Origin of the sequence: Streptomyces sp. NPDC017246, from assembly GCF_044331325.1 — a bacterium.
Taxonomy (GTDB): Bacteria; Actinomycetota; Actinomycetes; order Streptomycetales; family Streptomycetaceae; genus Streptomyces.
On sequence record NZ_JBIRMW010000009.1, the window covers coordinates 71,825 to 85,262 of the forward strand.

Consider the following 13,438-nt stretch of genomic DNA (forward strand, 5'->3'; position numbering starts at 1 on the left):
CACCATGAACACGGACGACGACAACGGCACGGGCGCGGACACGGGGGCGGACGCCCGGCGGGAGTGGCGGCACTGGCACGAGCAGCGGGAGGCCGCGGTCTCCTCCTCGTACGGCCCGCTGTCCCTCACGGGCACCCATTGGCTCTCGGACTTCCCGGAGGGGCGAATTCCGGCCGTTCCGGGGGAGTGGCGGGAGGACGGCGACGAGGTTCTCCTCAGCGCCGCCGCCGAGGACGGGGTCACCGTCGACGGCAAGCCCTTCGCGGGGACGGTCCGGCTCGCCGCCGACCACGGCCCGATCCACGAGTCCCGGGTGGAGTCGGCGGGCCGGCGGCTCGTGGTGCTGCGCCGCGAAGGGCTCTGGGCCGTACGGGACTTCGACCCCGGCTCCGAGGCCCGCAGCGCCTTCCGGGGCATCGAGGCCACCCCGCACGACGAGCGCTGGGTGGTGCCCGGTGTCTTCCGCCCGTACGAGGAGGCCCGCAGTGTGCGGGTGGAGAACGCCGACGGCAGGGAGCGCGGCCTCGGGCTCGCCGGGGAGCTGGTCTTCGACCTGCACGGCGGCGAGCACACCCTGCAGGTGGCCGTCGAGGAGGACGGCTCCCTGTGGGCGGTCTTCGCGGACGCCACCAGCGGCCGGGACAGCTACCGCTTCCGCTTCCTGCGCCCGGCGGCCCCGGCGGCGGACGGCTCGGTGACGGTGGACCTCAACCGTGCGCTGCTGCCGCCGTGCGCCTTCGCCGATCACTTCATCTGCCCCTTCCCGCCGCCCGGGAACACGCTGGACACCGCCGTGGCGGCGGGGGAGCGGCGGCTGAGCGAGGTCTGAGACTCCCCAACCCGTGTGACAGGTGCGGAAGTTGAGGGCTGTACGGCCGAAAGGCGCCCTTGCGGCGTGAAGTCGTACGGCCCGAGACTCCCCCACAGCGCCGGCCCCTGGCCGCGCCTCACGGGCCCGGCACCCCACGGCGGGCCCCCGATTCCCCTCGGGAGGAACAGAAGTGAGGACCACGCGCACCACCCCCACGAGATCGATCCGGCTGCTCGCCGTCACCGCGGGACTCGCCGCCGCCGCGACACTCGCCGTCCCCACCGCGAGCGCCGGCACCGCACAGACCGCACAGACCTTCGACGCCGCCGCGCTCTCGGCGACGAGTGACGCCGTCCGCGCCGCCGACGTGGCCGGCACCGCCTGGCACGCCGACACCGCCACCGGCAGGCTGGTCGTCACCGTCGACTCCACCGTCACCCCGGCCGAGATCGCGAAGATCAAGCGCCAGGCGGGGGCGAACGCCGACGCCATCCGGGTCGAGCGCACCCCCGGCACGTTCAACAAGCTGATCTCCGGCGGCGACGCGATCTACGCCGACAGCTGGCGCTGCTCGCTCGGCTTCAACGTCCGGGACGGCGCGGGCAACTACTACTTCCTGACCGCCGGCCACTGCACCGACGGCGCGGGAAGCTGGTACTCCAACTCGGCCCGGACCACCGTCCTCGGGACCACCGCGGGGTCCAGCTTCCCGGGCAACGACTACGGCCTGGTGCGCTACACCAACACCTCCGTCACCAAGTCCGGCACGGTCGGCAGCGTGGACATCACGAGCGCCGTCAACGCCACGGTCGGCATGTCCGTCACCCGCCGCGGCTCCACCACCGGCATCCACAGCGGCTCCGTGACGGGACTCAACGCCACCGTGAACTACGGCGGCGGTGACATCGTCTCGGGTCTCATCCGTACGAACGTCTGCGCCGAGCCCGGCGACTCCGGCGGCCCGCTCTACTCGGGCAGCCGGGCCGTCGGACTCACCTCGGGCGGCAGCGGCAACTGCTCCTCGGGCGGGACGACCTTCTTCCAGCCCGTGACGGAGGCGCTGAGCGCGTACGGGGTCAGCGTCTACTAGACGACCCCCGGAAACGGGCCGGAAGTCCTCTTGCGAATGAATTCACAAGAGGACTTCCGGCCCCTCCCTCCAGGCCCTTCTCCGAGGAGACCGGGCGCGGCAGGGGCGGTCCTGTGCCGTATGCCGTACAGACGGCTCAGACGGCTCAGACGGCTCAGACGGTGCGGGCGAACTCCAGCCGGTCGGCGAAGTTCTCGTACCCGGCCCGCTCGAAGGCCCTGGCCATCGCCACGTTCGCGGCGTCGCAGTCACCGCGGATCTCCGCGGCCCCGGCGGCGGCCAGGACGCGCGTACCCCGGATCACGACCGAGGTGGCGTACCCCTTGCCGCGGTGAGCGGGGGCGACCCCGACGAAACCGATCACCGGAACACTGGGGTTCTCGGCGGGCAGACTGATCACGGCGACCGTGCCGTCCGCGTCGAAACCGAGCTCCCACCACTCGGGCTCGTGCTTCAGCTCGGCCGTCTCCTCGAAGAGCAGCTCGGCCGCGCGCCGCGCGCCGTGCTCCCGTACATCGGCCGTGAGCCGGGCGTCGGCGGTGTCCGCGAGCAGCTCGGCGAGGACCGCGACGAAGGGCTCGGGGCCGAGCTCGGCGAGCGAGCGGAAGGTCAGACGGGGGTCGTCGGCGGGCAGCCCGTCCGGCGCGGCGGGCATGCGGAGACCGAACCGGCGGCCGTCGCGGATCACCTCGTACCCGGACCGGCGCAGCAGCTCGCCCCTGCGCTCCGGGTTCCGCTGGAACTGCGGGGCCTGGGCGGGGGAGTCGACGACGTGCTCCAGCTCCTTCGCGCCCAGCTCCCCGGCCCTGGCGGCCGCCGCGTCGAGCAGCGCCGCCGCCGTCTCCGGCGAGTCCTCCGGCGCCTCGAACAGCACGACGGCCAGCGGGACCTCGTGGCCCGGCATCGTCCACAGCACCACGCTGCCGGTGAGGCGTCCTTCGCCGTCCTCGGCGACCAGGCACCACTCCGGCCGGGTGCACCGGTTGTCGAGGAGCTGGGTGAGGTACGCGCGGGTGGCGGCGTTGCGCTCCGGGTCGGAGGGGTGCTCGACCAGGGCGGGGAGTTCGTCGGGACGGGCGGGGCGGACGAATGTCACGGAGAGCCTTGTCATTTCGGGGCCGGGTCGGTGATGCCCCGCGAATGTAACGGTCCGTGGGCGGGCGGGCCAGGGGTTTTGGATCTCCGCTGCTCAGCGGGAGGGAGCGCCGTCCGCGGTGCCGAGTTCCTCGGCGATCGGCTCCGCCTCGGGCTTGCGCTTCAGCGAGGACATCACCAGGGTGACCACCGTGCCGACGACCGCCCAGGCCGAGAGGACCAGCATCGAGGCGGTCATGTCGTTGCCCTTGAAGTACGCGATCGAGCGCGCCGACCAGGTGCCCGCGCCGGGTGGCAGGGCGGGGCCGATCGCCTTCCAGAACGGGGGCAGCATCGGCAGCGGGAAGGCGCCGCCCGCGCTGGGGTTGCCGGCGACCACGATGAGCAGGATCGCCAGGCCGATGCCGACGATCCCGAAGACCGACTGCAGGGCGAGGGTGGCGGCGCCGACGGCGAAGACGACCAGGGTGCCCAGGCCCCACAGCGCGACGACGCTGCCGGGCAGGGCGCCCAGGATCGGGCCGACGATGACCGCGCCGCCGAGGCCGCCGAGGACCGAGTAGACCGCGAGGACCCCGAGGCGGATGATCGCGCGTTCGCGGTTCGCGGGCCGGGAGCCCGCGCTGATCGCCAGGATCGCGGCGCAGATGTAGCCGCCGACGCACCAGCCGACGACGAGGTAGAAGGCGGAGAGCCCGTCGAAGTCCTCCGGTGACGCGGGTGCCACGTCGACCGTCCGCACGGTGCGCTGCCGGGTCGCCTCCACCCGGGTGAGGATCGTCTCCAGGGCCGAGGAGAGCACGGTGCCGCCGCCGGAGGCGACGAGCAGGGTGTCGGTGCGGCCGGTCGGGTCGACGATCAGGGCGCCGTCGATGTCCCGGTTCAGGATCTGGTCCCGTGCCGTGGCCTCGTCGGCGACCGTACGGGGGTCGAGCGGGGCGCCGGGGAGCCGGTCCAGCTGCTCGACGAGCTGGGCGGAGACCCTGGGGGGCGCGACGACGCCGAAAGGGACGTCCTTCGGCTGGGGGTGGTGCAGGGCCCCGACGTACGAGGTGATGAAGAGGAGCTGGAGGGCGAAGACGCCGACGACAAGGAGGGCGGCTCGGGGGGTGACGGCGCTTTTCAGTTCGTCGACGAGGCTCATGCCCTCACGCTCCGGGGCGAGGGATGTTTCCGCAGGTGGGAAGCGCCCGAATGGTGGACAGGAGGTCGACCCGTTCGGCTTATCGTACTGGCGTTCGAAATGGGTTAAGGTGAGGAACGAGGGGGTGGGAACGTACGCACGAATTCGATGCGGGAGCCGGGAGGCGCGCCATGCCGGGATTCACGCATCTGCACACCGCGTCGGGCTACTCCCTGCGCTACGGCGCCACCCACCCCGAACGACTGGCCGCACGCGCCGCCGAGCGCGGCATGGACGCGCTCGCCCTGACCGACCGCGACACCCTCGCGGGCACCATCCGCTTCGCCAAGGCGTGCGCCAAGGAGGGCGTCCGCCCCCTGTTCGGCGTGGACCTCGCGTACGAGGCGACGACACCGGGACCGGGTCCGGGACAGGCGCCGGGAGCGGGCGGGGGGCGTGGACCGGGACGGGGCCGCGGCCGAGGGCCGGGGTCCGAGAGCGTGCGGGACGTACGGCGGGTCCCCGTCCGCGGTGGCGCCTTCGTCGACGAGTCCGCGCCCCGCGCCCTCTTCCTCGCCCGCTCCCGTACCGGCTGGGCCTCGCTCTGCGCGATGGTCACCGCCGCCCACGCCGGAGGCGGGGAACACCCCCTGCTGCCCTGGTCCGCCCTGCGCGACGACGTCTTCGTCCTCCTCGGCCCCGCGTCCGACGTCGGCCACGCCCTCGCCGCCGGCCGCCCCGACCGGGCCGTCCGGCTGCTCGCCCCCTGGCGCGAGCGGTACGGCGACGCGCTGCGTCTGACGGCCGTCGACCACGGCCGCACCGGCACCGGGCCCGGCTCCCTGCGGCTCGCCGCCCGTACCGTCGGCTTCGCCGCCGAGCAGGGCGTCCGGCCCGTCATCGGCAACGCCGTCCGCTACGCCGACCCCGGCCAGGGCCCGGTGGCCGACGTCCTCGACTCCGCCCGCCGCCTGGTCCCCGTCGACCCCCGCAAGGAGCTCGACAGCGGCGAGGCCTGGCTCAAGGGCGCCGACGACATGCTCGCCGCCGCCGAGCGGATCGTCGAGGCCGCGGGCTTCCGCCGGGACACCGCCCACCGGCTCCTCGAACAGACCGGAGCGGTCGCCGCCGCCTGCCTGGTCGACCCCGAGGACGACCTCGGCATCGGCTCCGCGCACTTCCCCGAACCGCACCTCGTCGGCGCCGGGCACCGCACCGCCCAGCGGGTCCTCGCCTCCCGGGCCGCCGCCGGCATGATCCTGAAGGGATACGAGAAGCGGGGCGCCTACTGGGACCGGATGCACCGCGAGCTCGACATCATCGCCCACCACCACTTCGCCACCTACTTCCTGACGGTCGCCCAGGTCGTCGACGACGTCCGGGGCATGGGGATCCGGGTCGCGGCCCGGGGCTCCGGCGCCGGCTCCCTCGTCAACCACCTCCTCGGCATCGCCCACGCCGACCCGGTCGAGCACGGCCTGCTGATGGAACGCTTCCTCTCCAAGCGCCGCACCGCCCTGCCCGACATCGACATCGACGTGGAGTCCGCCCGCCGCCTGGAGGTCTACCGGGCGATCATCGGCCGCTTCGGCACCGCGCGCGTCGCCACCGTCTCCATGCCCGAGACCTACCGGGTCCGCCACGCGGTACGGGACGTGGGCGCGGCCCTCTCCATGGACCCCGCCGAGATCGACCGGATCGCCAAGGCCTTCCCGCACATCCGTGCCCGGGACGCCCTCGCCGCCCTCGACGAACTGCCCGAACTGCGCGAACTCGCGGGCGAACGGCAGAAGTTCGGGCGGCTCTGGGAGTTGGTCGAGGCGCTCGACGCGCTGCCGCGCGGCACCGCCATGCACCCCTGCGGGGTCCTGCTCTCGGACGCCTCGCTGCTCGCCCGCACCCCCGTGGTGCCCACCAGCGGGGAGGGCTTCCCCATGTCCCAGTTCGACAAGGAGGACGTGGAGGACCTCGGGCTGCTCAAGCTCGACGTCCTCGGGGTGCGGATGCAGTCCGCGATGGCCCATGCCGTCGCCGAGATCGGACGGGCCACCGGCACCCGCCCGGACATCGACGCGATCCCGGAGGGCGACCCCGAGACGTACCGGCTCATCCGTTCCACCGAGACCCTCGGCTGCTTCCAGATCGAGTCGCCGGGCCAGCGCGACCTGGTCGGCCGGCTCCAGCCCGCGACCTTCCACGACCTGGTCGTCGACATCTCGCTCTTCCGGCCCGGCCCGGTCGCCGCCGACATGGTCCGCCCCTTCATCGAGGCCCGGCACGGCCGCGCCCCCGTCCGCTGTCCGCACCCCGACCTGGAGGAGGCGCTGAAGGAGACGTACGGCGTGGTCGTCTTCCACGAGCAGATCATCGAGATCGTACGGATCATGACCGGCTGCGGCCGCGACGAGGCCGACCAGGTGCGGCGCGGGCTCTCGGACCCCGAGTCGCAGGGCCGGATCGCGCTCTGGTTCGCCCGGCGGGCCTCGGCGCGCGGTTACGAGGACGAGGTCGTCGCCCGTACCTGGGAGATCGTGGCGGCCTTCGGCTCGTACGGCTTCTGCAAGGCGCACGCGGTGGCCTTCGCCGTGCCGACGTACCAGTCGGCCTGGCTCAAGGCGCACCACCCGGCGGCCTTCTACGCCGGGCTGCTCACCCACGACCCCGGCATGTACCCGAAGCGGCTGCTGCTCGCGGACGCGCGGCGGCGCGGGGTGCCGGTGCTGCCGCTGGATGTGAACCGGTCGGCGGTCGCCCACCGTATCGAACTGGTGTCTGAATCCGGGGAGCCCGCGGCGCGATGGGGACTCCGGCTGGGCCTCACCGACGTCCACGGCATCGGCGAGGCCGAGAGCGCCCGCATCGAAGCCGGACAGCCGTACGCCTCCCTCCTCGACTTCTGGGAACGGGCCCGCCCCCGCACCCCCGTCGCCGAACGCCTCGCCCAGGTCGGCGCGCTGGACGCCTTCGGTGCCAACCGCCGCGACCTCCTCCTCCACCTCACCGAACTCCGGCGCGTCCAGCGGGGAGCCGCCTCCCACGGCGGCCAGCTCCCGCTCGCCCAGGGCGGGAAGACCGCCCCCGTCGGCCTGCCCGACCTCGACGAGACGGAACGCCTCAGCGCCGAACTCGGCATCCTCGGCATGGACGCCTCCCGCCACCTCATGAGCGACCACCACGCCTTCCTCCGCGAACTCGGCGTCGTCTCCGCCCAGCGCCTCCGCGAGACCCCGCACGGCCGGACCGTCCTCGTCGCGGGCGCCAAGGCCGCCACCCAGACCCCGCCGATCCGCTCCGGCAAGCGGGTCATCTTCACCACCCTCGACGACGGCGCCGGCCTGGTCGACCTCGCCTTCTTCGACGACGCCCACGAGCGCTGCGCCCACACCGTCTTCCACTCCTGGCTGCTCCTGGTCCGGGGCGTGGTCCAGCGACGCGGCCCCCGCAGCGTCAGCGTGGTCGGCGCCGCCGCCTGGAACCTTGCCGAACTCGTCGAACTGCGGGCGTCCGGAGGGCTGGACGCGGTGGGGGAGCGGCTCGCCGAACCCGCCCCGTCCGGCGGCGACGGCGACCCCGCGCGCGCCAGGGCCGACGGCGACCCCGCACCCGCCAGGGCCGACGGCGACTCCGGCCGTCGCATCACGATGTCCACCGGTTACGAGATGAACCCCTGGGCCGACCTCAAGCCGGCCGGCGAAGGGGTCCCGAGCGGAAGGAAGCTGTGGCACAGCAGTCCGGGGAGCGCGGGATGATCCTCTGTGTACGGTTCCGGCTGGAGCCGATGTACGAAGCCCTGCTTCCCCAACTGGTCGACCTGCTCGGCGAGTTCACCCCCGTCGTCGAGGCGGCCCCGCCCGGCGAGGCGCTCGCCGACGTGCGCGGCGCGCTGCGCTACTTCGACCGGAGCCCGGCCGAACTCGCCTCGGTGATCCGGGTCAGGGCGCTGGCCCTGTACGGCGTCGACTGCGTCATCGGCGCCGGGCCCAACCCGATGCTGGCCCGGATGGCGGCCGGCGAGGCCCGGCCCGGCGTCACCCTGGTCGTCGACGACCCCGCGGCCTTCCTGCGCGACCGGCCGGTCGTCGCCCTCGACGGCGTCGGCCGCGCCACCGCCCGCACCCTCTGCGGCTACGGACTCGACTCCGTCGGCCGCGTCGCGGACGCACCGCTTGCCGTGCTCCAGCGGCTCGTCGGCGCGAAGGCCGGCCGCGAGCTGTGGGAACGGGCCCGGGGCATCGACCGCACCCCCGTCGTCCCGCACGCCGCCTCCCGGTCGGTCGCGGCCGAACGCGCCTTCCCGCGCGACGAGACCGACCGGACGGAACAGCGCCGGGCCCTCCTCTCGCTCGCCGAGGAGCTGGGTTCCCGGCTGCGGACGGAGGGACAGGTGTGCCGGGGGCTCGCCGTCACCGTGCGGTACGCGGACCGGACCACGACCACCCGGAGCCGCACCCTGCCCGAACCCACCGCCCACTCCGCGGCGCTCGCCACCCTCGCGTACGCCGTCCACGACTCCCTCGGCCTCCAGCGGGCCCGGGTGCGGGGCATCGCCCTGCGCGCCGAGGGCCTGGCGGGCGCGGAGGGGGCGACGTACCAGCTGTCCCTGGACCCGACGGACGAGAAGGCCCGGCGGATCGAGGCGGTGGCCGACAAGGCACGGGCGAAATTCGGTCCGCGGGCGGTGCTGCCGGGCTCGCTGGCGGGGTCGCCGACGGACGGAAGGCCCGGCTCGGTGGCGGCGTAATCGCCCGCCATCGGCACGATCATGACGACACATCACTTTTTACCGACGCGTAACTTCCCAGCCAAGGCTACCCGTGCGTAGCTTTGGCTGAAGCGCATCCCCACCGCGCATCCCCACTTGTGGTCCGGACCGCAGGGCACAGCACCCCCACCATCCCCTTGAGCCGCAAGGAGATCGCCCGATGCTGCCCTGGAAGCACACCGTCAGAGCGCTGTCCGTCCTGCTGCTGACCGCCGCCGCCACACTCGCCCCGACCGCCGCCGCCTCGGCCCAGGCCGAGACCGCCACCGCGAGCCGGGGCTGGAACGACTACTCCTGCAAGCCCTCCGCCGCACACCCGCGGCCCGTCGTCCTCGTCCACGGAACCCTCGGGAACTCCGTCGACAACTGGCTCGTCCTCGCGCCGTACCTGGTCAACCGCGGTTACTGCGTCTTCTCGCTCGACTACGGCCAGCTGCCGAACGTGCCGTTCTTCCACGGACTCGGGCCGATCGCCGCGTCCGCCGGACAGCTCGACACGTACGTCGACCGGGTCCTCGCCGCCACCGGAGCCCCCGAGGCGGACATCGTCGGACACTCCCAGGGCGGCATGATGCCCCGCTGGTACCTCAAGTTCCTCGGCGGGGCCGAGAAGGTGAACACGCTCGTCGGGATCGCCCCTGACAACCACGGCACCACCCTGCTCGGCCTCACCGGACTCCTGCCGTACTTCCCCGGCGCGGAGGACCTGATCAAGGCCAACACCCCCGGCCTCGCCGACCAGATCGCCGGCTCGCCCTTCATCACCAAGCTCAACGAGGGCGGCGACACCGTGCCCGGGGTCCGCTACCACGTCATCGCGAGCCAGTACGACGAGGTGGTGACCCCGTACCGCACGCAGTTCCTGAGCGGCCCGAACGTCACCAACGTCCTCATCCAGGACAAGTGCGCGCTCGACCTGTCCGAACACGTGGCGATCGGCACGGTGGACCGGGTCACCTTCCACGAGGTGGCCAACGCCCTCGACCCGGCCCACGCGACCCCGACCACCTGCCTCTCGGTGATCGGCTGACCCTCCGGGACCGCCAGGCCCCGGGGCCGGGCGGTCCCGACTCTCCCTAGCCCTGGGTACGGCGACGCCGGGCCGACCCGAAGAGCACGGCCGCACCGAGCGCGAGCACGGCGGCGCCACCGACCGCGAGATACGGGGTCGTGGCGTCGCCACCGGTCTCGGCGAGCACCTCACCGGAGCCCGAACCGGCTGCGGGAGCCGGGGCGTTGGGAGCGGCGGAGGAGGCGCCGTCCGCCTCGGGCTCCGCCGACGGGCCGGACGACGTCTCCCGCGCCGGCTGCCCGCTCGTCCCGGGGGCCGCGGCCGTCGCCCCGGCTCCCGTGGCGTGGTCGCCGTCCCCGTGCCCACCGTGCTCCACCGAGGACTCGTCCTGACCGTCCTCGATCTGCTGGTCGCTCGGCGCGGAAGCGGTCGGCGCCGGGGCCGTACCGCCGCTGTCCTTCCCGAACACCACGTCCGAGCAGGTGTAGAAGGCCTCGGGGGAGTCGGAGCGCTGCCAGACCGAGTAGATCAGGTGCCGGCCGGACTTCTTCGGCACCGTGCCCCGGAAGACGTAGTCACCGCTCTCCATCCGCGGATCGGTCACCGTCGCGAACGGCTTCTCCTCCAGGTCCGACCACTTCAGCGGCTTCGACGGGTCGTACCCGTCCTTCGTCACGTACAGCGCGAACGAGCCCCGGTGCGGCGCGGTCCCCTTGTAACGGAAGGTGTGCGCCCCGGAGGCCATCGGACTCGCCGGCCAGTCGGCCCGCGCCAGATCGAGCCCCCGGTACTTGTCGTTCCCCGCACTGCACAGCTTGCCGTCCGGGATCAGCTCACGGTGCTTCCCGGCGGCGTTGGCGATGTTCACCGCGTTCCAGTCGTAGAACGCCTGCGTCCCACTCGCCGCCACGGCCGCCTTGCACGCCGCCGACCTGGGCGACTCGGGCCCCTCCGCGTAACAGGCCGAGACCCGGCTCACGGGATCGGTCATCGACCCGTGCGCGAAAGCGGGCGCCGATGAGATCCCGGAAAGGACCAGAACCGCGGTGGCGGTGACGGCGGCGGTACGGCGAGAAGTCATGGGGGGACAGCTCCTTCACGAGGGTGGTGTGGGGGGTTGCTCAGCAAACTAGCCGCCCGAATCCGCGAAAAAGCCGGTGGAGAGGGGGAGACGGCGATCCTTAGGACCCCTTTAAGGAACCGCTAAGCAGCGGCTGAGAGAGGGGCTCAGCCCAGCCGTCGGTAGCGTCGTTCCGGGCGGCCCGTTCCGCCGTATCGCAGGGTGATCTCCGCTCGGCCCGTCTGTGCGAAGTACTCCAGGTAGCGGCGGGCGCTCACCCGGGACAGGGAGCCCGCTTCGGCGCATTCCGTGGCCGAGAGGCCGTCCGGGTGGGCGCGGAGGACGGAGTCGACCAGGTCGGCCGTGTGGGCGGCGAGGCCCTTCGGGAGTTCTCGGGAGCCGCGGGGGCGGGTGCCGAAGATCTGGTCGACGTCCTCCTGGCGGGCCTCGTCGAGTTCGTCGAGGCGGCTGCGGAGCGAGGCCACGTGGCGGAGCTGTTCGTGCAGTGCCGCCTGGCTGAACGGTTTGATCAGGTAGTGCAGCGCCCCCGCCCGCAGCGCCTCGCGGATCGTGCCCACGTCCCGAGCCGCCGTGATGAAGAGCGCGTCCATGCCGAGGCCCGCCGCGCGCAGCTCCCGCAGTACCTGGATGCCGTCCATGTCCGGCAGGAAGACGTCGAGCAGCACCAGGTCCGGTCTGAGCCGTTCGGCCGCCCGCAGCGCCTCGGCGCCGTTGTGCGCGACCCCGGACACCGTGAAGCCCGCCACCGCCGACACATAGCGGCAGTGCAGCTTGGCGACCATGAAGTCGTCGTCCACCACCAGCACGTTCGTCACGCCGACCCACGCTAGGTCCCGACCACAACGACCACAACGTCCGTTGGTTGCGGAAGAGAGACAGCTTCTTAACGCGAGGGCAACATGTGGGCCACCTCACACCCCCATTTCCCTTCTGCCTGAGAGGCGGCACACGTGCGGTTGCGCACTCCCTTCGCCCTCCTCGGGGCCGCTCTGCTCGTCCTGGTGGGTCCGCCGCTGCTCAGTCCGGGCAGCGGTTCCGACACCGGCACGCAGATACCCGGCCTGCGATTCATGGTCCCCAACACTCCCGGCGGCGGATACGACATCACCGCCCGCACCGCCGCCAAGAACGCCGAGGAGGCGGGTCTCACCGGCGACATCGAGGTCTTCAACCTGCCCGGCGCCGGCGGCACCGTCGGCCTCACCCGGCTCGTCGGCGAACGCGGCAACGGCCGTCTCGCCATGTCCATGGGCCTCGGCGTCGTCGGCGCCGTCCACACCAACGAGACCCCCAGGACCCTCGCCGACACCACCCCGATCGCCCGGCTCACCGAGGAGCAGGACATCGTCGTGGTCGGCAAGGACTCCCCCTACAGGACGATCGAGGAGCTGCTCGCCGCCTGGAAGAAGAATCCCGGCAAGCTGCCCGTCGGCGGCGGCTCCTCGCCCGGCGGTCCCGACCACCTCGCCCCGATGCTGATGGCCCAGGCCGCCGGGATCGCCCCCAAGGACGTCAACTACGTCCCCTTCGACGGCGGCGGCGAGCTCCTCGCCTCCATCCTCGGCAACAAGGTCGCCTTCGGTGTCTCCGGCGTCGGCGAGTACCTCGACCAGATCAAGGCGGGCGAGCTGCGCCTCCTCGCCGTCACCGGCCCCGAGCGGGTGCCCGGGCTCGACGCCCCGACCCTCCGCGAGGCCGGCCTCGACACCGAGTTCACCAACTGGCGCGGCGTCGTCGCCCCGCCCGGCCTCTCCGACGCCGAGCGCCAGAAGCTCGTCACGCTGGTGACCGAACTGCACGACTCCCCGCAGTGGCGCGAGTCGCTGAAGACCCACGGCTGGACCGACGCCTTCCTGCCCGGTGAGGAGTTCGGCTCCTTCCTCGCCGAGCAGGACCGGCGCGTCGGCTCCGTACTGAAGGAGCTCGGCCTGTGAGCGCCACATCCGCGAGCACCAAGAAGGAGAACCGCGCCTCCTGGCTGCGCGAGCGGTCCGAACTCGGCGTCGGCGTGCTGCTGTTCGCCCTGGGCGTGCTGGTGCTCACCGACGCCCTCACCCTCGACGCCGACCTCGCGGGCCGCGGCCCCGTCGGTCCCGCCACCGTCCCCCTCGTCGTCGGCTGCGGCCTGCTCCTCGTCGCCGTGCTCCTCTCCGTCGACGTCCTGCGCGGCGGCCGCGGCGAGGCCGAGGCCGGCGAGGACGTCGATCTGACCGAGCCCGCCGACTGGCGCACGGTGCTGCTCCTCACCGGTGTCTTCCTCGGCTTCGCCGTCCTCATCGGCCCGGTCGGCTTCCCCGTCGCCGGAGCGCTTCTCTTCTGGGGCGCGGCCTACGCCCTCGGCAGCCGTCACCTCCACCGTGACCCGCTGATCGCGGCCGCCCTCTCGCTCCTCACCTACGTCGTCTTCGACACGCTGCTCGGTGTACCGCTGCCCGGCGGTCCGCTGATGGGAGTGATCTGACCC

The 13,438-nt window shown here is 73.0% G+C and carries 11 protein-coding genes; 7 read left to right on the forward strand and 4 right to left on the reverse strand.

Annotated elements, in window-relative coordinates; genetic code table 11:
• The first annotated feature begins 4 nt into the window (after window positions 1-4).
• Window positions 5-829, forward strand: a complete 825-nt coding sequence (locus tag ACH4MY_RS21790; RefSeq protein ID WP_398005373.1) for a DUF1684 domain-containing protein — start codon at window positions 5-7, stop codon at window positions 827-829.
• A gap of 172 nt (window positions 830-1,001) precedes the next feature.
• Window positions 1,002-1,901, forward strand: coding sequence for a S1 family peptidase (locus tag ACH4MY_RS21795; protein WP_398005374.1), 900 nt, complete (start codon window positions 1,002-1,004; stop codon window positions 1,899-1,901).
• 154 nt (window positions 1,902-2,055) lie between these two features.
• Here ACH4MY_RS21795 and ACH4MY_RS21800 read toward each other — a convergent pair whose 3' ends face one another.
• Window positions 2,056-2,997, reverse strand: coding sequence for a GNAT family N-acetyltransferase (locus ACH4MY_RS21800; protein ID WP_398005375.1), 942 nt, complete (start codon window positions 2,995-2,997; stop codon window positions 2,056-2,058).
• Between the two features lie 93 nt (window positions 2,998-3,090).
• Entirely contained in the window at window positions 3,091-4,140 is a 1,050-nt protein-coding gene (locus ACH4MY_RS21805; protein WP_398005376.1) for a DUF3533 domain-containing protein, read from the reverse strand.
• 170 nt (window positions 4,141-4,310) lie between these two features.
• Here ACH4MY_RS21805 and ACH4MY_RS21810 point away from each other — a divergent pair, with 170 nt between their 5' ends.
• The 3 genes from ACH4MY_RS21810 (at window position 4,311) to ACH4MY_RS21820 (ending at window position 9,911) form a co-directional block, all read left to right on the forward strand.
• Window positions 4,311-7,868, forward strand: a complete 3,558-nt coding sequence (locus tag ACH4MY_RS21810; RefSeq protein WP_398005377.1) for a DNA polymerase III subunit alpha — start codon at window positions 4,311-4,313, stop codon at window positions 7,866-7,868.
• Complete coding sequence (locus tag ACH4MY_RS21815) at window positions 7,865-8,860, forward strand: DNA polymerase thumb domain-containing protein (RefSeq protein ID WP_398005378.1); 996 nt, start codon at window positions 7,865-7,867, stop codon at window positions 8,858-8,860. Before ACH4MY_RS21810 ends, ACH4MY_RS21815 begins: the two co-directional genes overlap by 4 nt.
• A gap of 181 nt (window positions 8,861-9,041) precedes the next feature.
• Entirely contained in the window at window positions 9,042-9,911 is an 870-nt protein-coding gene (locus ACH4MY_RS21820) for an esterase/lipase family protein (protein ID WP_398005379.1), read from the forward strand.
• Between the two features lie 46 nt (window positions 9,912-9,957).
• Here the strand turns inward: ACH4MY_RS21820 and ACH4MY_RS21825 are convergent, their stop codons facing one another.
• Window positions 9,958-10,974, reverse strand: coding sequence for a lytic polysaccharide monooxygenase (locus tag ACH4MY_RS21825; RefSeq protein ID WP_398005380.1), 1,017 nt, complete (start codon window positions 10,972-10,974; stop codon window positions 9,958-9,960).
• A gap of 146 nt (window positions 10,975-11,120) precedes the next feature.
• Window positions 11,121-11,789 carry a response regulator gene (locus ACH4MY_RS21830; RefSeq protein WP_398005381.1) on the reverse strand — a complete coding sequence of 223 codons (669 nt, stop codon included), beginning with the start codon at window positions 11,787-11,789 and terminating at the stop codon, window positions 11,121-11,123.
• Between the two features lie 135 nt (window positions 11,790-11,924).
• Here ACH4MY_RS21830 and ACH4MY_RS21835 point away from each other — a divergent pair, with 135 nt between their 5' ends.
• Together ACH4MY_RS21835 and ACH4MY_RS21840 are read left to right on the forward strand one after the other, a co-directional pair.
• Complete coding sequence (locus ACH4MY_RS21835) at window positions 11,925-12,908, forward strand: Bug family tripartite tricarboxylate transporter substrate binding protein (RefSeq protein WP_398005382.1); 984 nt, start codon at window positions 11,925-11,927, stop codon at window positions 12,906-12,908.
• A complete protein-coding gene (locus tag ACH4MY_RS21840; protein ID WP_398005383.1) occupies window positions 12,905-13,435 on the forward strand; it encodes a tripartite tricarboxylate transporter TctB family protein in 531 nt (176 codons plus the stop codon). The genes ACH4MY_RS21835 and ACH4MY_RS21840 overlap by 4 nt, the downstream gene beginning before the upstream one ends.
• Window positions 13,436-13,438 lie beyond the last annotated feature (3 nt).